The organism is Rhodoferax sp. MLSD5-FHT05B10 (genome assembly GCF_058793415.1).
The window spans coordinates 331228-354475 of record NZ_JBXAFT010000001.1 but is presented as its reverse complement, the minus strand read 5'-3'; the positions used below and the strand labels follow the sequence as shown (position 1 = coordinate 354475).

The following is a 23248-nucleotide window of genomic DNA, read 5'->3' as shown; positions in this document are numbered from 1 at the left end:
GGCAGCAGTCTTGACTCGCATCAAGATGGTGTTTGCCCAGGCCGTGCGGCCCCGTGGTGCCGGGTCAACAACGACCACCTGATTACTTTGACATGGATCAGGGAATGCACGCGATCACCCTTGCCACACATCAAATGTAGGGATCGCCGGATTGACTTGGATTAAGTCGGTAAACAGAATCGTTCAGCATTGGGTGCCGGTTACGCGCGTCAGCCGCAGGCCCCGCCAATTCAAACAGGGACATTATGAGCAACGACACGGCGATCGCATGGACACCGGACCTGAACACCGGCATTGACGTCATCGATAACCAGCACAAGCGGATCGTGGATTACATCAACCAGCTGGGGCTGGCCATCAGCCTGCGCAAGCGGGACGTGGTCGGGCCGATTCTGGACGAACTGGTGGACTACACCATCTCCCACTTCGCCTTCGAGGAAAGCCTGCAGGAAGAATGCGGCTACCAGTACGCCAAGCCCCACAAGGCGGTGCACGAAATGTTCGTCAAGCGCGTGGCCAAGTTCCAGGAAAAGCATTCCGCCGGTGAGGACGTGGCGCTGCAGCTGCACTCCATGCTCAGCACTTGGCTGGTGCACCACATCAAGCGGGACGACATGGCGTATGTCAGCGACGTGCGGCCCCGCATCAACAGCATCGTCGACAACAAGAAAGAAGGCGGCTGGCTGAGCCGCTCGCTGGGCAAGTTCTTCAAATAAAAAAGCCAACCCGGTTACCCGGGCTGGCGTGCCGCGCCGGCTGCGCGCGGGTTACTTGCCGCCCAGGCCCATGGACCGGGTAATCACTTCCTTCATGATCTCGTTGGTGCCGCCGTAGATGCGCTGCACGCGGGCGTCGGCGTAGGCGCGGGCAATGGGGTACTCCCACATGTAGCCGTAGCCGCCGAAAAGCTGCACGCACTCGTCCATCACCTTGCACTGCAGGTCGGTGGTCCAATATTTCGCCATGCTGGCCGTGGCGGTGTCGAGCTTGTCCTGGCAGATCAGCTCGCAGCATTTGTCCACGAACACACGGGCCACCTGCACCTCGGTCTGCAGCTCGGCCAGGGTGAAGCGGGTGTTCTGGAAGGCCGCCACCGGCTGGCCAAACACCTTGCGCTCCTTCACGTAGTCCACCGTCCAATCAATGGCGGCCTGCGCGGAAGCCACCGCACCGATGGCGATTTGCAGGCGTTCCCAGGGAAGCTGCTCCATCAGGCAGATGAAGCCCTTGTTTTCCATGGCCTTGCCGCCCAGCAGGTTCTCGGCCGGGATCTTCACGTTGTCAAAGAACAGCTCGGAGGTGTCCTGGGCCTTCATGCCGACCTTCTTCAGGCGTTTGCCGACCGAGAAGCCGGGCATGCCGCGCTCCACCAGCACCAGGCTGGTGCCCTTGCCACCGGCTGCGGGGTTGGTCTTGGCCACCACCACCACCAGGTCGGCATGCCAGCCGTTGGTGATGAAGGTCTTGCTGCCGTTGAGCAGGTAGCTGCCATCGGGCTGCTGCAGGGCCGTGGTCTTGACGCCTTGCAGGTCGGAACCGGCGGCGGGTTCGCTCATGGCTATGGCGCCAATCATCTCGCCACTGGCCAGCTTGGGCAGGTACTTGGCCTTTTGCTCCTCTGTGCCGTAGTGCAGGATGTAGGGCGCCACGATCTCGCTGTGCAGGCTGAAGCCGATGCCGCTCACGCCCGCACGGGCCACTTCCTCGAACTGGATCACCGAGTACAGCTTGTCGGCCTCGGAGCCGCCGTATTGCTCGGGCATGCTCATGCACAGGAAGCCGTTCTCGCCGGCCTTGTTCCACACCTTGCGATCCACGTAGCCCTGCTCTTCCCACTCAGCGTGGAAGGGTGCGATCTCCTTGTCGATGAAGCGGCGGAAGCTGTCGCGGAAGGATTCGTGGTCGGAGGTGAAAAGGGTTCGTTCAATCATGTGAGACACCTGTTAAGGGAGATGAATTGGAATGGTTTTATTTATACAAAGCATTTGCTTGGTAAAAAGCAATATACTCGAAATTCGCAAGAAATCGCTTTTCCCCCGTTTGAACCCATCCCTGGAGTACCCACATGACCGAAGCATTTGTATTTGATGCCATCCGCACCCCCCGCGGCAAGGGCAAGAAGGACGGCAGCCTGTACGAGGTCAAGCCGGTCAATCTGCTGGCGGGGCTGCTGAACGATTTGCAGCAACGCAACCAGTTCGACACGGCGTGGGTCGACGACGTGGTGATGGGCATCGTGTCCCCCGTGGGCGACCAGGGCGCCGTGCTGCCCAAGGTGGCCGCACTCAAAGCCGGCTGGGATTTCCAGGCCGCCGGTGTGCAGGTCAACCGCTTCTGCGCCTCGGGCCTGGAAGCCGTGAACATGGCGGCACAGAAAGTGCGCTCCGGCTGGGAAGACCTGGTGGTCGCCGGCGGCGTGGAAAGCATGAGCCGCGTGCCAATCGGCTCCGATGGCGGCGCCTGGGCCATGGACCCCGAAACCAATTCGCAGACCGTCTTCGTGCCCCAGGGCATTGGCGCCGACCTGATTGCCACCATTGAAGGCTTCACCCGTGCCGATGTGGACGCTTTTGCGCTGGAGTCCCAGAAACGGGCCGCTGCCGCACAGGCCGCCGGTCATTTCGACCACTCCGTCGTGCCCGTGAAAGACTTCCTGGGCCAGACCATCCTGGGCAAGGACGAATTCATCAAGCCCAACACCACCCTGGAAGGTCTGGCGGGCCTCAAGGCCTCGTTCGAGCAGATGGGCGGAATGGGCTTTGACCAGGTGGCCCTCACCCGCTACCCGCAGGTAGAGCGCATCCACCACGTGCACCATGCCGGCAACTCGTCGGGCATCGTGGACGGCGCGGCCGCCGTGCTGATCGGAAACGAAGCTGCCGCCAAGGCCCACAACCTGACGCCGCGCGCGCGCATCGTGGCCACCGCGCTCTCGGGCGCCGACCCCACCATCATGCTCACCGGCCCCATGCCGGCCACGCGCAAGGCGCTGGCCAAGGCCGGCCTCAGCATCAACGACATCGACCTGTTCGAAGTGAATGAGGCCTTCGCCGCCGTGGTGATGCGTTTCATGAAGGAAATGAAGGTGCCGCACGACAAGGTCAACGTCAACGGCGGCGCCATTGCCATGGGCCACCCGCTGGGCGCCACGGGCGCCATGATCCTGGGTACCGTGGTCGACGAGCTGCACCGCCGCAAACTGCGCTACGGCCTGTGCACGCTGTGCGTCGGCGGCGGCATGGGCATTGCCACCATCGTCGAGCGAATTTAGGTAAAAAAAGACCTACAAGCACCGTATCCATTGCGCAAGCAGCTCCTTAATTCATAGCATACACACCATGAAAACCATCCAATACGCATTGCAGGACGGCATTGCAACCATCACCTTTGACGAGCCCAACTCGCCCGTCAACACCATGTGCCTGCAGTGGCAGCAGGACCTGACCGCCGTGGCCGATCAGGTGCTCAAGGACAAGGACGCCATCAAAGGCATCATCCTGGCCTCCGCCAAGACCACCTTCTTTGCCGGCGCTGACCTCAAGGGCGTCATGCGGATGAAGCCTTCGGATGCCCCCGCCGTCTTCACCGAGGTGGAGCGTATGAAGAAGAACTTCCGCACCATCGAGACTCTGGGCAAGCCGGTAGTCAGCTGCATCAACGGCACCGCGCTGGGCGGCGGCTGGGAAGTGGCGCTGATGGGCCACCACCGCATCGCCATCGACGACCGCAAGATCCAGTTCGGCCTGCCCGAAGTGACCCTGGGCCTGCTGCCCGGCGCCAGCGGCGTGACCAAGATAACCCGCCACCTGGGCCTGATGGGCGCGCAGCCCTACCTGGTGGAAGGCAAGACCTTCTCGCCCTCCGAAGCCAAGGGCCTGGGCCTGGTGCACGATCTGGTGGCACCTGGTGAGAACGCGCAAGCCGAGATGCGCGCCAAGGCACTGGCATGGATCGCTGCCAACCCCAGCGCCCAGCACCCGTGGGAAGTCAAGGGCTACAAGGTGCCGGGCGGCCTGCCCTCCAGCCCGGCAGTGGCCGGCATGCTGCCCGTGGCCCCGGCCATGATCAAGAAGCAGACGCGCGGTCTGTACCCCGCCCCCGAAGCCATCATGTCCTGCATGGTGGAGGGCCTGCAGGTGGACATGGAAACCGCCCTGCGCATCGAAAGCCGCTACCTGGCCAAGCTCATGACCGGCTTCAATGCCCACGCCATGATCAACACCTTCTTCTTCAACCTCAACGCCATCAAGAGCGGCCAGAGCCGCCCGGGCAATGCCCCGCGCTTCAAGCCCGCCAAGGTGGGCCTGCTGGGCGCTGGCATGATGGGCGCAGGCATCGCCTACGCCCAGGCCAGCAAGGGCATTGCCACGGTGCTGAAAGACGTGAGCCAGGAGAAGGCCGACCTGGGCAAGAGCTACAGCGCCAGGATCACCCAGGCGCGCGTGGACAAGGGCCGCATGACGGCCGACGCCCAGAAGACCATCCTGGACCGCATCCAGCCCACCGCCAATGCGTCCGACCTGCAGGGCTGCGACCTGATCATCGAAGCCGTGTTCGAAAACCGCGAACTCAAGGCCAGGGTGACCAAGGAAGCCGAGCCCATGCTGGCGGCCGGCGGCTTCTTTGCCTCCAACACCTCCACCCTGCCCATCAGCGGCCTGGCCACAGCCAGCGCGGCGCCCGAGAAATTCATCGGCATCCACTTCTTCAGCCCGGTGGACAAGATGAAGCTGGTGGAGATCATCCGCGGCAAGCAGACCAACGACGAAACCGTGGCCCGCGCCTTTGACTACGTGCAGGCCATCGGCAAGATCCCGATCGTGGTGAACGACGCGCGTGGCTTCTTCACCAGCCGCGTGTTCGGCACCTTCGTCATGGAAGGTGCCGCCATGCTGGGCGAAGGCATTCCCGCCGCCGCCATCGAGAACGCCGGCATTCAGGCCGGCATGCCGGTCGGCCCCCTGGCCGTGCTGGACGAGACCGCATTGACCCTGTCCCTGCACGTCATGGAGCAGACCAAGGCCGACTACGCCGCCGAGGGCAAGACCTATGTGGCCACGCCCGGCGAGCTGGTGGTGGAAAAGATGGTGCGCACGCACAACCGGCCGGGTCGCGCGGGCGGCGGTGGCTTCTACGAATACCCTGCCGAAAAGGGCGTCAAGAAGTTCCTGTGGCCCCAACTCAAGTCCCTGTTCGAAAAGAGCGACGTGCAGTGGAACATCACCGACCTGAAAGACCGGCTCCTGTACCGCCAGGCAGTGGAAACCGCACGCTGCCTGTCGGAAAACGTGCTGACCACCGTGCACGATGCCAACATCGGCTCCATCTTCGGTATCGGTTTTCCGGCCTGGACCGGCGGCGCCATGCAGTTCATCTACGGCATGGGCATCGAAGCCTTTGAGCGCCGCGCGGACGAGCTGGCCAAGCAGTACGGCAACGGCTTCCAGCTGAGCGCCGAGGTGAAGGCCGCCATCCGCAAGTACCAGCCGGTGTATTGACCCCCATACGGTAGGCTCCCCCAAGCGGTCTCGCCCAGCGAGGCCGCTTTTTTTTTTGCGCCACCGGTGCGCTGCCTGCGGTTACATTGGCGTTTCAGCCGCAGTTCGAGAACCTGGAGCCATGCATACACCCCAGCACCGCAACCGCCTTCTGCCCATTGCGCGCAATGTGGCACTGTACGGCTGCGCGCTGGCCCTGGGTGTGGGCTCGGCCCTGTGGGTGCTGAAGAAAGTGCCCGCACTCACGGCCGGTGTGCGGGTCGGTGCATGGCAGACCGATGTGCAGGCGGGCAGCACCAGCGCCGGCCTGTACACCCGGGCCCTCATTGCGGTACATGCCCTGCTGGCCCTGGATCGCAACGAAACCATGTACTTCGTGGCCAACCACGACGATGCCGGCAAGCCGCTGCGCTCTACCTGCAGCTACCGCGTCGAAGGCGTGCCGCCCCAGGCCCGCTGGTGGAGCGTGACCGCCTACACCGACGACATGTACCTGTTTGATGACGTCCCTGGTGGGGCCTACAGCCTCAACAGCAAGACGGCTACGCTCGCCCCCCAGGGACACTTTGTGCTCACCACGGGCGGGCAACGGCAACCGGGCATTCCCTGGCTGCCTACTCCGGGCTACCGCGGGTTGGTGCTGACCTTGCGCGTGTTCAATCCGGAGCCGGCGTTGCAGGCCGCGCCGCAATCGCTGCAGCCCCCATCCATTGCCGCGGTGGGAGCCTGCGCATGAATGCCCTACCCCGCACCCGCAAAGCCATGCTTCTGCGCGGCATGGCGCTGCTGGCAACGGCTGCGCTGGCACACCTGCTGACCGTGTGGGCGGTACCCCGTGTCGCCATGTACGTGGTGATGAACGGCCGTGAAGCCCGGGCCATGGACATGCGCAACCGGGCGGTTTTTGTGCCTCCGGTCACCGCCCGCTCACGCACGGTGGTCATGCCCAGCCCCGACCTGCTCTACGCGGTGTGCGTGTTTGACGTGTCGCAGGGCGCGGTGCATGTCACGGCCAACCCGCAGCTACCCACCTACTGGTCCATCGCCCTCTATGCCGCCAACAGCGACAATTTCTTTACCCTGAACGACCGCCAGGCCGCTGGCAAGCCGGTGGATTTGTGGCTGCTGCCGGCAGACAGCGGTGCCAACAGGCGCCCGCTTCCCCCCGGCGCGCAGACCATCGTGCCGCCCTCGCGCGCGGGTTTGCTGGTGCTGCGGGTACTGGCCGGCGACTACGAAGCCGAGAAGGCCGTCCTGGAACCCGCCCGGCGCACGCTAAGCTGTCAACCTGCCTGAACACACCCACACCATGCTGGCTCACTATCTCCGACGCATCCTGTTGATCCTTCTGTCGCTGGACCTGGCACTGGCTTACCTGCTGTGGCACTACGCCCACTGGTCCCCGGGGAACGTCACCGTCCTGGCGCTGCTGCTGCCCCCCATCTGTGTGCTGGCGGTGGTGGGCTGCACCGCGGTCCTGTCCGGCGCCGGGGGCAGCACGGGCCTGTGGTGGCGGTCGCTGTGGGGCGAATACCTGGCCACGCTGCGGATTTTTGTCCTGCGCCAGCCCTGGTCGGCTGCACGGTCAGTCGGCCCATCCACAGCCGGCAGCACCCGGATTCCAGTGGTGCTGGTGCACGGCTACCTGTGCAACGGCCGCATCTGGGACACCATGGCGCAGGCCCTGCGCACCCAGGGGCACGCCGTGCTCACCGTGGACCTGGAACCCGTGTTTGGCTCCATCGACGACTACGCCCCCATCGTCGAAGCGGCCGTCACAGCGTTGTGCCAGCAAACCGGGGCATCTCGGGTGGCGCTGGTCGGGCACAGCATGGGCGGGTTGGCGATCCGCGCCTGGCTGCGCGCCCATGGTCCGCAGCGGGCGGCCCGCGTCCTGACCCTGGGTACGCCCCACGCCGGAACGCGCATTGCGGCCCACAGCCAGACCTCCAATGGCCGGCAGATGGTCTGGCACAGCCCGTGGCTGGCGGAGCTGGCGGCCAGCGAGTCCGATGCCGTGCGGGCGCTGCTGCGCGTTGCCATCACCCTGCAGGACAACATCGTGTACCCGCAACGTGCGCAAAGCCTGGAGGGCATCACCCCCACTGTCTTTGAGGGCATAGGCCACCTCCAGATGTGCCTGGACGCCCAGGTCATCCGCTGGGTTGCAGGCCAACTCGCAGACCTCCCCGCACGCTGACCCGAAACACCCGACCATGCACGCACTCAGTCCCACCGACTCGGCTTTCCTGTGGATGGAGACCCGCAACCAGCCCATGCACGTGGCGGGCCTGAACATCCACACACCGCCGCCCGGCAGCGGGCCCGACTACGTCAGCAAGCTGCTGGCCGACTGGAGCAAGTACCCCGCCGCGGTGGCCCCGTTCAATCTGCGTCCGGTGCTGCGCCTGGGCCTGTGGTACTGGGAAGAAGACACCGAGTTCGAGCTGGACTACCACCTGCGCCACCTGGCGCTGCCACACCCGGGGCGCATCCGCGAGTTGCTGGCCATGGTCTCCCGGTTGCACGCCAACCTGATGGACCGCAACCGCCCGCTCTGGGAAACCTATGTCATCGAAGGTCTGCCAGGGGGCCGGTTTGCCACGTACACCAAGATCCACCACGCGCTGGTTGACGGCGTGACCGGCGCCAAGATCACCGCCCGGGGCCTGTGCCAGAACGCCCAGGAGCACAAGCCGCCGCTGTGGGCGCAGCACTTTGACGTGCATCCGGCGGCCCAGCCCGCGACGCCGTCCCCGGGCCTGCTCCAGCAGATCAGCGGCATGGCGCGCGCGGGCAAGGACATACTGCCCGGCATCGGCAGCGGCCTGTGGGACATGGTGCGCTCCGCCTATGCCGACGACGCGGCGGCCCTGCCCTTTCAGGCCCCGCCCTCACCCTTCAATGTGGAGATTTCCGGCTCCCGGCGCTTTGCGGCCCAGTCCTATTCCCTGGCGCGACTCAAGCACATTGGCGAAGCCGCCGGCGCCACCGTGAACGACGTCACGCTGGCCATTTGCGCCGGCGCCCTGCGCGAGTACCTGCTGGCGCAAGGGCGCTTGCCCCGCAAGCCGCTGGTGGCCATGGTGCCGGTATCCCTGCACGGCGAAACCACCGCCGGTGGCAACCAGGTCTCGCTGCTGCTGGCCAACCTGGCCACGCACATTGCCGACCCGGTCAAGCGCCTCAAGCGCATTGTCGAATCCACCGCGCAGGCCAAGAAGCGCCTGACGGCAATGCCCCGCCTGCAGAAACTGGCGCATGGCATCACCTCCATCGCCCCGCTGGGCGCCGGCATGGTGACAGGTTCGGCCGAGCAGCACCCGCTGTTCAACCTGGTCATCTCCAACGTGCCGGGTTCAGCGCAGACGCTATACCTCAACGGCGCCCGGCTCGACGAGATGTACCCGGTGTCCATACCCACCCACTACCTGGCGCTGAACATCACCATCAGTGGCTACGGGGACCACCTGGGTTTCGGCTACATCGCCTGCCGGCGTTCGGTGCCGGCCCTGCAGCGCATGCTGGACTACACCCGCAATGCCATTGTGGAGCTGGAAACGGCACTCGGCATCGGCGCGCACGCCACGCCCCTGCGCAAGCGCGCGGCGGTCAAGCGCAAGCCCCTAAAATCCCGGGTTGCAACCGACTGAGCTATGACCGCAACCGCAGGCAACCCGCCCCCAACACCCCGCCCCCGCTCCAAAACCGACCTGTTCCTGTCGTTTTCCCTGCTCGCCCTGCAGGGCTTTGGCGGAGTGGTGGCCATCGTGCAGCGTGAGCTGGTGGAGAACAAGAAATGGCTGACCCGCGAGGAGTTCCTGGATGACTGGGCCGTGGCCCAGATCCTGCCCGGACCCAACGTGGTCAACATCTCGCTGATGATCGGGGACCGCTACTTCGGCGTGCCCGGAGCCCTGGCCGCCCTGGCGGGGATGCTGACTTTTCCGCTGCTCATCGTGCTGGCGCTGGCCATCGTGTTTGGCGGCGTCGCCGACAACCCGGTCGCCCAGGGTGCCCTGCGCGGCATGGGCGCCGTATCCGCCGGCATGATTGCCGCCACGGGCCTCAAGCTGATGGCTGCGCTCAAGCACAACGCCATGGGTCTGGTCGTTTGCTGGAGCCTAGCCATCATGAGTTTTGTGGCCATTGCCCTGTTGCGCCTGCCACTGGCCGGCGTCTTGTTCGTCCTGGGGGGACTGGCCTGCGTATGGGCCTATCGCCAACTGGGGCGACCGTCTGCTACGGGAGACACCGAATGAGCGCCCCTTTCTCCGCTGGCGACTGGCTGGCGTTGTTCACGCATTTCCTGTCGCTGTCGCTGCTGGCCATTGGTGGCGCCATCACCACGGCGCCGGCCATGCACGGCTACCTCGTCAACGACAAGGCCTGGCTGACCGACGTCCAATTCACGTCATCCATTGCTCTGGCCCAGGCAGCCCCCGGCCCCAACGTGCTCTTCATCGCCTTGCTGGGCTGGAACGTGGGCATGAACGCAGGCGGTGGCATGGCGGCAGGCCCGCACGCGTGGGGCATGGCTGCGGCCGGTGTGGGGGTGGCCATGGTCGGCATTCTGCTGCCCAGCACCACGCTCACGTTCCTGGCCGCGCGCTGGGGCCACCAGAACCGGGAATTGCGCGCGGTGCGGGCCTTCAAGCAGGGCATGGCGCCCATCATCATTGCCCTGCTCATTGCCACTGGCTGGATTCTGGCCACCAGCCTGGGCAGCCCGACCGAACACTGGCGCGGGTGGCTGCTTGCCGCCGTCATGGCCGTGCTGGTCTGGCGCACCCGATTGCACCTGCTGTGGCTGCTGGGTGCGGGCGCACTGCTGGGCGCCTTGGGCTGGGTGTAGCGCTAGGGCATCACGTCGCGCACCTGCACGACAAAATATTCGGTTTCACCAAAGCAGGAGGTGGGCAAGCCCTTGTGCTGCTCGTACAGCAAGGTCACGCGTTTACCCATGGTCTTGTTGATTTGCTCGGCCACGCCCGCATCCCGCACCGTGAAGAGGAATTTTTCCGGCGTCGCACCCGGCATGGAAACCATGGACAACTCCCCTTCCCAGGTCTTGCAGATCCAGCCTTTGTTCGACATTTTCTGCAAGTAGCCGGCACGCTCACCGCTGGAGTAGCTCCAGCTCAGGGCACCCCAGAGATACAGGGCACCCAGGGCCAGTACCGCGACCACCAGGCCGGCGGCATAGCTGGCAACGCTTTTCTTTGCGGATACATCCATCGTCTTCAGTCCTTCGCTCCGTTCAGGAAGCCGTGCGCTGGCGCAAGGCCTCGTACAGACACACACCGCTGGCAACCGATACGTTCAGGCTCTCCACCGCGCCACGCATGGGAATGCTCACCAGCTGGTCGCAGGTCTTGGCCGTCAGCTGCCGCATGCCTGCGCCCTCGGCGCCGAGCACCAGTGCCACAGGGCCTTTCAGATCCGCCTGGTAGAGCGTGCCGGGCGCAGCATCACTGGTGCCGATGACCCAGATGTTGCGCTCTTTGAGTTCGTTCAGGGTACGCGCCAGGTTGGTCACCATGAAATACGGCACGGTCTCTGCCGCGCCACTGGCTACCTTGGCCACCGTGGCGTTGATGCCGGCCGCATGGTCCTTGGGGGCAATCACGGCATGGGCGCCGGCGCCGTCCGCCACACGCAGGCAGGCACCCAGGTTATGGGGGTCGGTCACACCGTCGAGCACCAGGATCAGGGGTTGCGTGCGCTGCTCCGGGGGCAAATCGGCGTTGGCGGCTTCCAGGTCTTCCAGCAACTCGTCCAGCGAATGCACCTGTGCGACGGGCTGCACGCGGGCCGCCACACCCTGGTGCCCGTGGCTGCCGCACATCTTGGACAGGCGCTGGCCATCGGACTCGATCAGCTTGACGCCCGCCTCCGTGGCGCGGTCCAGGAACTGGCGCATGCGCGCATCGCGCCGGGTCGGTTCGAAATAGATTTCGATGATGGATTGGGGCGCCGTTTTGAGGCGCACGCCCAGGGCGTGAAAGCCGAAGAGAACTTTGGGTGAAGACATGCGGCAATTATCGCGGGTTCGCCGGTGGCGTCCGGAAAATACCGGATGTCAGACCTCCACCACCTGCCCCGCTTCAATGGTGATGCGCCGCTGACAGCGCTCGGCAATGCCCCGGTCGTGCGTCACCAGCACCAGGGTCGTGCCCTGTTCCCGGTTGAGTTCAAACATCAGTTCCATGATTTTCTCGCCGGTCGCGAAGTCCAGGCTGCCCGTGGGCTCGTCGGCCAGCAACACCGCCGGGTGCACCACGAAGGCACGGGCCAGCGCCACGCGCTGCTGTTCCCCGCCGCTGAGCACCTTGGGGTACGCCGTCAGTCGCGCCGACAGCCCTACCCGCTGCAGCATGTCCGAGGCGGCCTTGCGCGCATCCTTGCGCCCGGCCAGCTCCAGCGGCAGCATCACGTTTTCCAGCGCGGTCAGGTTGCCCAGCAACTGAAAGCTCTGGAACACAAAGCCTACCTGGCTGGCCCGCAGGCCGGCCCGGGCGTCCTCGTCCATGGCAAACAGGTCGACCCCGGCCAGGCGCACGGTGCCGCTGGTGGGAGTATCCAGTCCGGCAATGATGGACAGCAAAGTGCTTTTGCCGGAACCGGACGCTCCGACAATGGCCGCGGTCTCCTTCGCTTTTAGCGCAAAATCGATGTCACGCAGAATTTGCAAGGTGCCGGTGGAGTCACTCACCGATTTGCATACATGCTCAACAGAAATAATTGAATCACTCATGGGGCTCTCTTTGCTTAGACGACACTGTATCGCGCTTGGCCTCCTGGCCGGCATGGCGGGGTTTTTCCCGGCCCATGCCGCAGCACCAGTGGGCAAACGCACCCCAACCCTGCTGGTGGTGGGCGATTCCCTGAGCGCCGAGTATGGCCTGAAGCGGGGTAGCGGCTGGGTGGCCCTGATGGAACAGCAGCTGGCCCGCGACAAAATCCCCGCCAAGGTGGTCAACGCCAGCATCAGCGGCGACACCACATCGGGCGGGCGTTCCCGGCTGGCGGCCCTGTTGGCGCAGCACCAGCCTACGCTGGTGATCATTGAACTGGGCGGCAACGATGCCCTGCGCGGCCTGCCGCTGCAAATGACGCAGGACAACCTGCAAGCCATGACCCAGGCGGCACAGGCTGCAGGCGCCAAGGTGCTGCTGCTGGGCATGGAAGTGCCGCCCAACTACGGGGCCGATTACACGCGGCAGTTTGCCGCCACCTTTGCCAAGGTGGCCAAGGTCAACAAGGCGGCGCTGGTACCGTTCCTGCTCAAGGGCGTGGCCGACGGCCCCGATGCAGCACGCATGTTCCAAAGCGACCGCATCCACCCCGTGGAAGCGGCGCACCCCCGCATCCTCAACAACGTGTGGCCCACCGTGAAGAAACTGATTGCATGAGCCTGACTATCCTGAACGCAGCCGAGGCCGTGGCCCGGCTGAACACCTTCGACACCGTCATTGACGCGCGCAGCGAGGGCGAATACGCCGAAGACCACCTGCCCGGTGCCGAAAATTGGCCGACCCTCAACAACGAAGAACGCAAGATGATCGGCACGCTGTACGTGCAGGTCAACCAGTTCGAGGCCAAGAAACGCGGGGCGGCCATTGCCGCGCGCAACATTGCCATGCACATCGAGCGCGAGGTGCTGGACAAACCCAAGGAATGGAAGCCGCTGGCATATTGCTGGCGCGGCGGCAAGCGCAGCGGTGCGCTGTCCCTCATCCTGGACCAGATCGGCTTTCGCGTAACGCTGGTGGAAGGCGGTTACAAGGCTTTCCGGGCTGCCATGCTGCTGGACATGCAGGCCAAGGTCGCGGCATTGAATTTTCGGGTCGTGTGCGGCACCACGGGCTCCGGCAAGACCCGCCTGCTGCACGCCCTGGCGGCGGCCGGTGCGCAGGTGCTGGACCTGGAGGCACTGGCCAACCACCGCAGTTCGGTGCTGGGCGCCATTCCCGGGCAGCCCCAGCCGACGCAAAAGCGTTTTGACACCCTGATCTGGGACACCCTGCGCCAGTTTGATCCGGAGCGCCCGGTTTTTGTCGAGAGCGAAAGCAAGAAAGTGGGCAACGTGGCGGTGCCCACCACACTGGTGGAGCGCATGCGCGCCAGCCCCTGTCTGGACCTGACCCTGCCCATAGAGGAGCGGGTGGCCTTGCTGCTGGAAGACTACGCATTCTTTGTCAAGGACAGCCAGCACTTCTGCGAGCGTCTGGACGTGCTGGCAACCTTCCGCGGCAAAGCCGTGGTGGAGGCGTGGAAAGCCCAGGTCCTGCAGGGCCATTTCGAGCCGGTGGTGCAGGACCTGCTGACCCAGCATTACGACCCGGTCTACCTGCAGTCCATGCAGCGCAATTTCAGCCAGTACCCGCATGCCCGCCCCATCGCTCCGGCCGACCGGTCGACGCAGGCCATGGATCAGCTGGCGCAGCAGCTGCTCAACACGCTTTGATTGGGGAATTGCCCCGCAGGGTCAGGGGGTATCCGGAGCGGGGTTGTCGGACGCATTCTCCGGCGCTGGTGCAAACGGCTCATCGGAGTGGCCGGCATCACCGTGGCCATGGGCCTTGCGCTCGTTCTTCTCTTTGAGTTTTTCTTCTTTTTTACGCTTTTTCGCCAGTTCTTTCTGACGTTTCTCGTATCCGTAATTGGGTGTTGCCAAGGTGTGCTTTCAGTAGTTGCCGACACTGTACCACCTCAGGGCGCATCCCCCGGCTCCAGCAGAGGCCACTGGACGGCGCCACGGTAGGCGTGCCAGCTGGCATGCCCCAGCAAGGGCCCCACAACCAACAGGCCAGCCCCCCAGGGCAGAAGCAGTGCCCCACCCACCAGCAGGGTGATGAGTGCCCCCCACAGCAGCATGACACCGGGGTTGCTGTAGACCACCTCCAGGCTGGTGATCGCTGCGGTGATGGCATCGACATCCCGGTCCAGAATCAGGGGGATGGACACCACTGCAATGGAGAAGACCAGGCCGGCAAAGCCACCGCCTACCAAGGCATAGACCGCAATGAATTCCCAGTTGTCCGGATTGAACACCGCCTGCACCACTCCGGTGGTAGAGGGCATGCCGGTATTGAAGAACACGGCAAACACCACCAGCGATGCCCGGCCCCACAAGAGCTCCAGCACGATGAGCAGCAGCACCAGCATGCCCATGCTGCGCAGGTTGGCGTCCCAGCACGTCAGGGACACCCCCAGTTCCGGCTGCAGGCCCTGCTCGCGCTGGCGACTCACGTCGTACAGCCCCATGGCCAGGAAAGGGCCGACCAGCAGGCAGCCCGACGCCATAGACATGGCGTACTGGGGACTGGAGCGAAAGACAGCACCGAGCACCAGTGCCATCAGCCAGAACGCGCCGCCATAAAAAGCACCGATGCCGGGGTGTGCCACCAGGTCGCGCACACCGGCTGCCAGCCAGCGCAAGACATCGCCCGCATGCAATGGCGCAATGGTTTTGCGCGGGGCGTCCGTGGGCGGAGGCGTGTAAGGGTGCTCGGCGTGCGCAGGTTGAATTTGACTCATATCAAGAGTCTAGTCACCGCCCTCTGCCCTGCCTACCTAGGAAACACCCTAACCGCGCAGCACCTGCAAAGCCTGGGCCAGATCGGCCTGCAGGTCGTCCTGGGCCTCCAGTCCGACCGAAAACCGCACCAGCGTGCCCGGTGCGATATGGGCCGGCCAGCCGCTGCGCATGGAGGCCAGGTCGTAGGGAACCACCAGACTGATGGGGCCGCCCCAGCTATAGCCCAGGCGGAACAGGCGCAGGGCATCACAGAACGCGTCCACCTGGCTTTGGTCGTACCGGGCACTCAGCACCACGCTGAACAGGCCAGCCGCGCCACCGGAGCCGTTTTCGCACAGGGCCTTCCAGTGGGCATGCCCGGGCGAGTCGTTCAAGGCGGGGTGCAGCACCTGCGCGAATTCCGGCCGGCCCTGACACCACTGCGCCAGGGTGCGCGCGGCCGCGTCGTGCGCACGGTAACGCAGCGCCATGCTGGGCAAGGCCCGCAGGACCGCCTCGGCGTCGTTGGCGCCAATACCCAGCCCCAGGCGCATGTGGGTCAGCTTCAGGCGCAGGTGCAAACCGGCGTCACGCGTGATGACGCTGCCCATCAGCACATCGCCGCCGCCGCTGGGGTATTTGGTCAGCGCGTGGGCAGAAATGTCCACCCCCAGACCGGGTTCCGCGTCCGGCAGCAAATCGAACGGCGCAAAGGCCAGCCCGGCTCCCCAGGTGTTGTCCAGCGCCACCAGCACCCCGCGGCGCTTGCACAGGCGCACCAGGGTCGGCACGTCGGGAAACTCGAGTGTCACGGAACCGGCCGCTTCCACCCACACCAGACGGGTGCGGCTGGAGAGCTTGGCCTCCAGGTCCTGCGGGTCCAACGGGTCGTAGTACTGGTGCGTGATGCCCCAGCCCCGCAGTTCCCCTTCGGCCAGCGCCTTGCTGGGCCCATAGGCGTTGTCGGGGATCAGGACCTCGTCACCCGACTTGAGCAGCGACAGCGCCACCAGAGCCAGAGCGGCCAGGCCACTGGGCACCAGCACGCACTGGGCGCCACCCTCCAGCGTGCACAGGCGCTCTTCCAGGGCGTAGGTGGTGGGGGTGCCGTGAAGGCCGTAGGTGTAGGCGGTCTTGTCTTTCCACTCGCGGCTGCGCATGGCCGCCACCGACGGAAAGAACACCGTGGACGCCTTGAAAACGCCGGGCTGCGGTGCTTCAAACCCCGCTGGCGGGGTGTAGGCGTGGTGAATCAGCTCGGTCGTGCGATGCGCCATGGCAAACAGAACGTGTCAAACGCTCCACTTCTGGATCAGCTGTTGCGGGCGCAGAGCGTCGTAACTCTCGAACGGCTGGTGGATCCAGGGGTTGGTGGGCAGGAACTCCACCGAATAGTCGGGCGTGAACGTGGACAGCGCCTTGGTCCAGATGACGGCGCTGCGCAACTCGCTGATGGGGGCGTAGTTGTTCTTGAGCATGGTCATCACTGCGTGCAGCGTGTGGCCGGAGTCGGCCAGGTCGTCCACCAGCAGGACCTTGCCGGCGATCTCGCCCTTGGGCGTGGTGATGTAGCGTGCCAGGTCGAGGTTGCCCTGCACCGTACCCGCATCGGAGCGGTAGGAGCTGGTGGACATGATGGCCAGCGGCTTGTCGAACACGCGCGACAGGATGTCGCCAGGCCGCATGCCACCGCGTGCCAGGCACAGGATGGTGTCGAACTCCCAGTTGGACTGGTGAATCTTGATCGCCAGTTTTTCAATCAGGTTGTGGTACTCGTCGTAGCTCACATACAGGTGTTTTCCGTCTTCTGTCAGCATTCAAGTGCTCCTATATTTGTAGCTACGCACGCAGCGCTTACGGTGGCTGGAGTGCTATTCTTCACTGAAAATCCGATATTCAATCTGCCAGGTACGGGTGGCGCATCAGGATGGTGTGATCGCGATCCGGGCTGGTGGAGACCATATGGATCGGCACGCCGGTGACCTGTTCGATGCGCTGCAGGTACAGGCGGGCCGCAACGGGCAGCTGGTCGTACTGGGTGATACCGACGGTGCTGTCGCTCCAGCCTTCCATGACTTCGTAGATGGGGATGCAACGCTCAATGTCATCGGCCCCCATGGGCAGGATGTCGATGGTTTCGCCGTCCATCTCATAGCCGGTGCACAGCATCAGTTCCTTGAGGCCGTCCAGCACATCCAGTTTGGTGATGCACAAGCCCGACAGGCCGTTGACCTGGGCCGAGCGCTTGAGCAGGGCCGCATCAAACCAGCCACAGCGGCGCGAACGCCCGGTGGTGACCCCTTTTTCGGCACCCACGGTACTCATGTGGTAACCGGGTGTGCCTTCCCTTTCCCAATCCAGCTCGGTGGGGAACGGGCCACCGCCGACGCGGGTGCAGTAAGCCTTGGTGATGCCCAGGATGTAGTGCAGCATGCCGGGGCCCACGCCGGAACCCGCCGCCGCGTTGCCGGCCACGCAGTTGCTGGAGGTGACGTACGGATAGGTGCCGTGGTCCACGTCCAGCAGCGTGCCCTGCGCGCCTTCAAACAGCAGGTTGGCGCCATGGTTGTGGGCCTCGTTGAGTTCGCGCGAGACGTCGGCCATCATGGGCTTGAGCAACTCGGCGTGACGCATGGCTTCAGCGTAAACCGCCTCAAACTGCACCTTGCCGTCCTGGATGTAGGGCTTGAGCATCGGACCGAAGTCGAACTGGGCCGAGCCCAGGTAACTGGTGAGCACATGGTTGTGCAGGTCCAGCAACTCGCGCAGCTTGGCGGCGAAGCGCTCGGGGTACTTCAGGTCCTGCACGCGCAGGGCGCGGCGGGCGATCTTGTCTTCATAGGCCGGCCCAATGCCGCGCCCCGTGGTGCCGATTTTCTCGGTGCCACCCTTTTCGCGTGCGGCCTCGCGGGCCACGTCCAGCGCCGCGTGGAACGGCAGGATCAGCGGGCAGGCCTCGGAGATGCGCAGGCGCGAGCGCACTTCCACGCCGGCTTTTTCAAGGCCTTCAATCTCCTCGAAGAGTTTGGCTGCCGACAGCACCACACCGTTGCCGATGTAGCACTTGACGCCCGGACGCATGATGCCGCTGGGAATCAAGTGCAAAGCGGTTTTGACGCCATTGATGACCAGGGTATGCCCCGCGTTGTGTCCGCCCTGGAAACGCACCACACCCTGCGAGCTTTCGGTGAGCCAGTCGACCAGCTTGCCCTTGCCCTCGTCACCCCACTGGGTTCCCACCACAACAACGTTGCGACCTTTGGTTGTATTCATTTGGAAATTTCTCAGATAGTTTTCACAACCCATTGACCACCGGCCTGAACCAGCTCGCGGTCGCAATGGAACTCATCAACTTGGCTTTCATGGCCTGGCAGCACGCAGACCACGGTTTCGCCCTGGCGGCGCAGGGCGGCAATCGCCGCGCGCAGTTCGGCGGCCTCACCCCACGGGGCACGGATGGCCGCCCGCAGCGGGCGGACGGCAGCAACCGCCGCCACGGCCTTGATATCGAGACTGAAGCCCACGGCAGGACGCTTGCGTCCGAACACCGAACCCACTTCATCGTAGCGCCCGCCACGCACCAGTGCGTCACTGGCGCCCGGGGCATACATGGAAAAACGTGCGCCGCTGTAGTAGGCGTAGCCGCGCAAATCGGCCAGGTCAAACGACACGCTGGCCCCGTCCAGATGATCGGCCAGCCATTTCAGGTGCGCCAGGGCATCGCGGACGCCGGGCAGCGCCGGCAACACCCGCTGTGCCTCCTGCAACACAGCGGCGTCACCGTACAGCTGTACCAGATCCTGCAGGGCCTGTGCAATGGCCGGTGGCGCATGGCGCGACAGGGCCTTGAGTTCACTGGCGTCCTTGGCCGCCAGGGCGGCATGAACCTGGGCCAGCCGTTCGGCATCCAGCGCGGAGTCTTGCAGCAAGGCGCTGACGATGCGGGCATCGGCCATGTCGACCCCGATGGAGCCCACCTGGGCGGCCTTGAGCGAGTCCAACGCCAGGGTCAGGATTTCCAGATCGGCTTCCAGCCCGGTATGGCCGTAAATTTCGGCACCAAACTGCAAGGGTTCCCGCGTTGCGTGGGGCCCGCTGGGGCGGGTGTGCAACACCGGTCCGCAATAACACAGGCGGGTAACGCCTGCGCGGTTGAGCAGATGGGCGTCGATGCGGGCAACCTGGGGCGTGCTGTCGGCCCGCAGGCCCATCATCCGGCCTGAGAGCTGATCGACCAGCTTGAAGGTTTGCAGGTCAAGCGCCTCCCCCGTGCCCGACAACAGGGACTCCAGGTGTTCCAGCAGGGGTGGCATGACGAGCTCGTAGCCATAGCAGCGCGCCATGTCCAGCAAGTCTCTACGTATTTCTTCGATGTGGCGCGCCTCGGAGGGCAGCACATCGGCAATGTGATCCGGTAAGACCCAGGCAGACATGTGAAAAGAGGAGGCTATTAAAACCGTGATTTTACCGGTCTTGACGCCCCGTTTTCAGGGCGCCAGCCACCAAATCAGCAGCAGGCCCACCAATATGCTGAACAGGCCGAAGAAACGGATCTGCCCATCGCTGTGCTGCAGCAGCTGCGCGAACATGCGTCGCCACCCAGCAGGTGAGGCAAAGGGGAACAGGCCCTCGATGACCAGCACCAGGGCCATTGCCAGCCAGATCGTGTTGCCGTCCAAAATTTATTTCTTGGCGCCCGCAGCGTTGCCGCCGCGGAAGACCTTGAAAAACTCGGACGAAGACGGGTCAAGCACCATCACGTCGCTCTTGCTGTTGAAGCTGGCCTTGTAGGCGTCCAGGCTGCGGTAGAACTGGGCGAACTGGGGGTCGCTGCCAAATGCTTCCGCATAAATCCGGGCTGCCTCGGCATCGCCCTGCCCCTTGATGGTTTGTGCATCACGGTAGGCATTGGCAACGGTAATTTCGCGCTGGCGGTCAGCGTCCGCACGAATCTTCTCTCCCTCTGCCGCCCCGGTGGAGCGCAGTTCATTGGCAACCCGCTTACGTTCCGCCTCCATGCGGCGGTATACGGATTCGGTAATGGCTTCCACGTAATCCACGCGGGTGATGCGCACATCCACCACATCGACTCCCCAGGGCTTGGCGCCGCGGACCTTGTCCAGCACTTCGGCCTTGACGTCGGCCATCAGGTCTTCACGCTTGAGCGACAGCAGCTCCTTGACGGTGCGTTTGTTGATTTCCTCCTGGAAGGCATTGCGCACCACGCGGTTGAGCTGGTTGGCGCCCGCACCTTCGTTGAGCCCGACGTTGCGGATGTACTCCTTGGGTTCGGAAATGCGCCAGCGCACGTACCAGTCAATCACCACCCGCTGCTTTTCCGCAGTCAGCATGGGTTCGGTGTCGCTGCTGTCGAGCGTCAGAAGGCGCTTGTCTATGTAGGACACGTTCTGGAACGGCGGCGGGAGCTTGAAGTTCAGCCCCGGCTCGGTGATGACTTCCTTGATTTCACCCAACGCGTACACCACGCCAAACTGGCGCTGGTCCACCACAAACAGCGTCGAACTGGCCAGCGCCAACAGCACCAGCAACGACGAAAAAATCAATCCAATCCGGTTCATGGTCAGCTCCTAGCGGGTTTCGCGTTCACGTGTGCGGGCCGCTTCCCGGCTGCGCACGTCGTTGGTCGTGGCCGCACTGGGCGGCACAACCTGAATAGGGGAAGTGGCTGGTGCCGCCGCACCGGCATCTCCCCCACCCGCGGTACTCATCTGCATAATTTTGTCCAACGGCAGATACAGGAGGTTGGAACCCTGGCGGGAATCCACCATCACCTTGGTGACGTTGGTGTAGATCTGCTGCATGGTGTCCAGATACATGCGATCCCGCGTGACCTGGGGCGCTTTCTTGTATTCGGCAAAGACGGCCTTGAAACGCTGCGCGTCACCCTGGGCCTGTGCCACCACCCGCGCCTTGTAAGCCTCCGCTTCCTCCTTCAGACGCGAAGCCGACCCGACCGCGCGGGGAATGACGTCATTGGCATACGCCTGGGCCTCGTTCTTGGCGCGCTCCCGCTCCTGACCGGCCTTGAGGACATCGTCAAACGAGGCCTGCACCTGCTCCGGAGGGCGAACCCCGCCTTGCTGCAGGTTGATGCCCACGATCTCGACACCCACCTTGTAACGGTCCAGAATGTTCTGCATGAGCGCGCGCACACGCGGCGCAATCTGGTCGCGCTCTTCCGACAAGGCGGCGTCCATCTTCATCTTCCCCAGCACTTCGCGCACGGAAGTCTCAGCCGCCTGCACCACGGCCTCTGCCGGGTTCTTGCTCTCAAACAGGAAGGCACGCGCATCACTGAGCCGGTACTGCACCGCAAACTTGATGTCAAGGATGTTTTCATCCTCCGTCAGCATGGCCGACTCGCGCAGGCCTGTGGCCTTGAGCACGGTATCGCGCCCTACATCCACCGAACGGATCTGGGTCACGAACACGAGTTCGTGGCGCTGAATGGGGTACGGCAGGCGCCAGTTGAAACCGGCGTTGACCGTACCCTTGTACTTGCCAAATTGGGTAATGACGGCTTGCTGGCCTTCCTGCACGATGAAAAAGCCGGTGCTGAGCCAGATCAGTGCCAGCACCGCGACGATCAGCCCCACGCCCACACCCGCATTTTTCATGTCGGGCTGGAATCCGCCGCCGGTCCCGCCGCCGTTGCCGCCTGGCGACTTAGGTGATTTGCCGAACAGACCGCCCAGCTTCCGGTTGACGTCGCGCCACAGTTCATCCAGGTCCGGTGGCCCGCCGTTGGAGCCCCCTTTGTTGCCGTTTTGGGGCCGGGAATCCACTGGTGGCTTGAACGGCTCGCCTTCCGGCGGCGCACCATCGGATTTCCCCGATTCGCCCTGCTTGTCATCGCCACGACCCCAGCGCGAGTCGTTCAGGTTGAACATTCGGCCGAGCCACCGGGGCAAGGCCACAGCATTAAAAGTAAAAGCACGAGGGTGAAGTTTCATTTCGTCGTTTCTCGCATGTCTGAACCCGATTGTGCCCATCACAGGCCCGGTTCGGAAGAGTCTGAAGAATCCACCGCGGTGGCCTGATCCGGCACCTGTGCAGCGGCAATACGGGCCAATCGTTGCCGCAATGCCGGTAACCCGGTTGCATCTTTCGCACTGACAAAAATACGTGGCGTCTGCACGCCGTCAATCTCGAACTCGTCTTCCAGCCGAAGCGGCTGGTGCTCTGCGTCCAACGCGTCGATTTTATTGAAGACCAGCAACTGGGGAATCGTGTCCGCTCCGATTTCCTTCAATACCTGTTGCACCTGCGCAATCTGTTCCACAAAATGCGGGTTGGACGCGTCCACGATGTGCAGCAGCAAATCGGCATCCACCGCCTCCTGCAGGGTCGCCCGAAAGGCATCCACCAGTCCATGGGGCAAATCACGGATGAAGCCCACGGTATCGGACAAGGACACCGAACGCCCGGCCTCACCCAGATACAGCTGGCGTGTGGTGGTATCCAGGGTTGCAAACAATTGGTCGGCGGCATAGGCGCGGGCTTTCACCAACGCATTGAACAGCGTGGATTTCCCTGCGTTGGTGTAGCCAATCAGCGAAATATTGAAAGCGTCCCGCCGTTCCCGCTGGCGCCTTTGGGTCTGCCGCTGGCGCTTGACCTTGTTGAGGCGCTCCTTGGTCCGCTTGATGGTTTCGCCAATCATTCGGCGGTCAAGTTCGATCTGGGCCTCACCAGGACCACCGCGCATGCCGATACCGCCGCTCTGCCGCTCCAGGTGCGACCAACGACGCACCAGGCGCGTGCTCAGGTACTGCAATCGGGCCAGTTCCACCTGCAATTTGCCTTCGTGGCTACGCGCACGCTGGGCAAATATCTCCAGGATGAGGAAAGTGCGGTCATTCACCGGCAACCCCAGATGGCGCTCCAGGTTGCGTTGCTGGCCAGGACTCAGACTCTGGTCGAACAGGACCTCTTTCGCACCCAGCTGGGTAGCCAGGAGCTTGATCTCATCGGCCTTGCCGGAACCGATGAACAATGCGGCATCGGGCGCCTTGCGTTTGCAGGTGACACGGGCAACCGGCTGCATGCCCGCCGTCTGGGCCAGCAAACCCAGCTCCTCCAGCGTACTGTCGAAATTGGGCACGCCCAAGTCAACCCCCACCAGAATAGTCGGAGTGTCGGCAGTATGGGACGAGGATGTCAAATCGGAGTGAAGGAAACAGGCTTCTCAGCTGCAGCGGCCCTG

The 23248-nt window shown here is 64.0% G+C and carries 25 protein-coding genes; 11 read left to right on the top strand and 14 right to left on the bottom strand.

The window, feature by feature from the left end; genetic code table 11:
* Positions 1-245: 245 nt before the first annotated feature.
* A complete protein-coding gene (locus tag AC1Q5W_RS01680) occupies positions 246-716 on the top strand; it encodes a bacteriohemerythrin (RefSeq protein WP_492645990.1) in 471 nt (156 codons plus the stop codon).
* Positions 717-767: 51 nt separating this feature from the next.
* On the opposite strand, the gene AC1Q5W_RS01675 is transcribed toward AC1Q5W_RS01680, so the two are convergent.
* Entirely contained in the window at positions 768-1931 is a 1164-nt protein-coding gene (locus AC1Q5W_RS01675; protein WP_492645989.1) for an acyl-CoA dehydrogenase family protein, read from the bottom strand.
* Between the two features lie 134 nt (positions 1932-2065).
* Between AC1Q5W_RS01675 and AC1Q5W_RS01670 the strand changes: the two genes are divergently transcribed.
* The 8 genes from AC1Q5W_RS01670 (at position 2066) to AC1Q5W_RS01635 (ending at position 10353) form a co-directional block, all read left to right on the top strand.
* Positions 2066-3271, top strand: a complete 1206-nt coding sequence (locus AC1Q5W_RS01670; RefSeq protein ID WP_492645988.1) for an acetyl-CoA C-acetyltransferase — start codon at positions 2066-2068, stop codon at positions 3269-3271.
* Positions 3272-3338: 67 nt separating this feature from the next.
* A complete protein-coding gene (locus tag AC1Q5W_RS01665; RefSeq protein ID WP_492645987.1) occupies positions 3339-5498 on the top strand; it encodes a 3-hydroxyacyl-CoA dehydrogenase NAD-binding domain-containing protein in 2160 nt (719 codons plus the stop codon).
* 121 nt (positions 5499-5619) lie between these two features.
* Positions 5620-6234 (top strand): DUF1214 domain-containing protein, encoded by a 615-nt coding sequence (locus AC1Q5W_RS01660; RefSeq protein ID WP_492645986.1) that lies wholly within the window; start codon positions 5620-5622, stop codon positions 6232-6234.
* The gene (locus AC1Q5W_RS01655) at positions 6231-6794 is read left to right on the top strand and encodes a DUF1254 domain-containing protein (RefSeq protein ID WP_492645985.1); all 564 of its coding nucleotides are present in this window, start codon (positions 6231-6233) and stop codon (positions 6792-6794) included. The genes AC1Q5W_RS01660 and AC1Q5W_RS01655 overlap by 4 nt, the downstream gene beginning before the upstream one ends.
* Positions 6795-6807: 13 nt before the next feature.
* Positions 6808-7698: a lipase family alpha/beta hydrolase gene (locus tag AC1Q5W_RS01650; protein ID WP_492645984.1), complete on the top strand. Its 891-nt coding sequence runs from the start codon at positions 6808-6810 to the stop codon at positions 7696-7698.
* Positions 7699-7714: 16 nt separating this feature from the next.
* On the top strand, positions 7715-9151 hold the full coding sequence (locus AC1Q5W_RS01645) for a WS/DGAT/MGAT family O-acyltransferase (RefSeq protein WP_492645983.1): 1437 nt from the start codon (positions 7715-7717) through the stop codon (positions 9149-9151).
* Positions 9152-9154: 3 nt separating this feature from the next.
* Positions 9155-9760, top strand: a complete 606-nt coding sequence (locus AC1Q5W_RS01640) for a chromate transporter (protein ID WP_492645982.1) — start codon at positions 9155-9157, stop codon at positions 9758-9760.
* A complete protein-coding gene (locus AC1Q5W_RS01635; RefSeq protein WP_492645981.1) occupies positions 9757-10353 on the top strand; it encodes a chromate transporter in 597 nt (198 codons plus the stop codon). The genes AC1Q5W_RS01640 and AC1Q5W_RS01635 overlap by 4 nt, the downstream gene beginning before the upstream one ends.
* A 2-nt stretch (positions 10354-10355) precedes the next feature.
* Here the strand turns inward: AC1Q5W_RS01635 and AC1Q5W_RS01630 are convergent, their stop codons facing one another.
* From AC1Q5W_RS01630 to AC1Q5W_RS01620, 3 genes are read right to left on the bottom strand one after another with little or no spacing between them, the layout of a single operon-like run.
* A complete protein-coding gene (locus tag AC1Q5W_RS01630; RefSeq protein WP_492645980.1) occupies positions 10356-10736 on the bottom strand; it encodes a DUF8785 domain-containing protein in 381 nt (126 codons plus the stop codon).
* 22 nt (positions 10737-10758) lie between these two features.
* On the bottom strand, positions 10759-11532 hold the full coding sequence (rlmB, locus tag AC1Q5W_RS01625) for a 23S rRNA (guanosine(2251)-2'-O)-methyltransferase RlmB (protein ID WP_492645979.1): 774 nt from the start codon (positions 11530-11532) through the stop codon (positions 10759-10761).
* A 48-nt stretch (positions 11533-11580) separates the two neighbouring features.
* A complete protein-coding gene (locus AC1Q5W_RS01620; RefSeq protein WP_492645978.1) occupies positions 11581-12255 on the bottom strand; it encodes an ABC transporter ATP-binding protein in 675 nt (224 codons plus the stop codon).
* On the opposite strand from AC1Q5W_RS01620, the gene AC1Q5W_RS01615 reads away from it, so the two are divergent.
* Positions 12254-12913 (top strand): arylesterase, encoded by a 660-nt coding sequence (locus AC1Q5W_RS01615; protein WP_492645977.1) that lies wholly within the window; start codon positions 12254-12256, stop codon positions 12911-12913. The two genes, AC1Q5W_RS01620 and AC1Q5W_RS01615, sit on opposite strands and share 2 nt — an antisense overlap.
* A complete protein-coding gene (mnmH, locus tag AC1Q5W_RS01610; protein ID WP_492645976.1) occupies positions 12910-13968 on the top strand; it encodes a tRNA 2-selenouridine(34) synthase MnmH in 1059 nt (352 codons plus the stop codon). Before AC1Q5W_RS01615 ends, mnmH begins: the two co-directional genes overlap by 4 nt.
* A gap of 21 nt (positions 13969-13989) precedes the next feature.
* Here the strand turns inward: mnmH and AC1Q5W_RS01605 are convergent, their stop codons facing one another.
* The 10 genes from AC1Q5W_RS01605 to hflX form a co-directional block, all read right to left on the bottom strand.
* Positions 13990-14178 carry a hypothetical protein gene (locus AC1Q5W_RS01605; RefSeq protein ID WP_492645975.1) on the bottom strand — a complete coding sequence of 63 codons (189 nt, stop codon included), beginning with the start codon at positions 14176-14178 and terminating at the stop codon, positions 13990-13992.
* 35 nt (positions 14179-14213) lie between these two features.
* Positions 14214-15041: a DUF2189 domain-containing protein gene (locus AC1Q5W_RS01600; RefSeq protein WP_492645974.1), complete on the bottom strand. Its 828-nt coding sequence runs from the start codon at positions 15039-15041 to the stop codon at positions 14214-14216.
* A 48-nt stretch (positions 15042-15089) separates the two neighbouring features.
* Positions 15090-16298, bottom strand: a complete 1209-nt coding sequence (locus AC1Q5W_RS01595; RefSeq protein ID WP_492645973.1) for an aminotransferase class V-fold PLP-dependent enzyme — start codon at positions 16296-16298, stop codon at positions 15090-15092.
* A gap of 15 nt (positions 16299-16313) precedes the next feature.
* Entirely contained in the window at positions 16314-16838 is a 525-nt protein-coding gene (locus AC1Q5W_RS01590; protein ID WP_492645972.1) for a phosphoribosyltransferase, read from the bottom strand.
* A gap of 79 nt (positions 16839-16917) precedes the next feature.
* Positions 16918-18294: an adenylosuccinate synthase gene (locus tag AC1Q5W_RS01585; protein ID WP_492645971.1), complete on the bottom strand. Its 1377-nt coding sequence runs from the start codon at positions 18292-18294 to the stop codon at positions 16918-16920.
* Positions 18295-18305: 11 nt separating this feature from the next.
* Complete coding sequence (locus AC1Q5W_RS01580) at positions 18306-19454, bottom strand: ATP phosphoribosyltransferase regulatory subunit (RefSeq protein WP_492645970.1); 1149 nt, start codon at positions 19452-19454, stop codon at positions 18306-18308.
* Between the two features lie 54 nt (positions 19455-19508).
* Positions 19509-19700: a DUF2065 domain-containing protein gene (locus AC1Q5W_RS01575; RefSeq protein WP_492645969.1), complete on the bottom strand. Its 192-nt coding sequence runs from the start codon at positions 19698-19700 to the stop codon at positions 19509-19511.
* A gap of 3 nt (positions 19701-19703) precedes the next feature.
* Positions 19704-20600 (bottom strand): protease modulator HflC, encoded by an 897-nt coding sequence (gene hflC, locus AC1Q5W_RS01570; protein ID WP_492645968.1) that lies wholly within the window; start codon positions 20598-20600, stop codon positions 19704-19706.
* 9 nt (positions 20601-20609) lie between these two features.
* Positions 20610-21995 (bottom strand): FtsH protease activity modulator HflK, encoded by a 1386-nt coding sequence (gene hflK, locus AC1Q5W_RS01565; RefSeq protein ID WP_492645967.1) that lies wholly within the window; start codon positions 21993-21995, stop codon positions 20610-20612.
* 38 nt (positions 21996-22033) lie between these two features.
* Positions 22034-23206 (bottom strand): GTPase HflX, encoded by a 1173-nt coding sequence (gene hflX / locus AC1Q5W_RS01560; protein ID WP_492645966.1) that lies wholly within the window; start codon positions 23204-23206, stop codon positions 22034-22036.
* Positions 23207-23248: the final 42 nt, after the last annotated feature.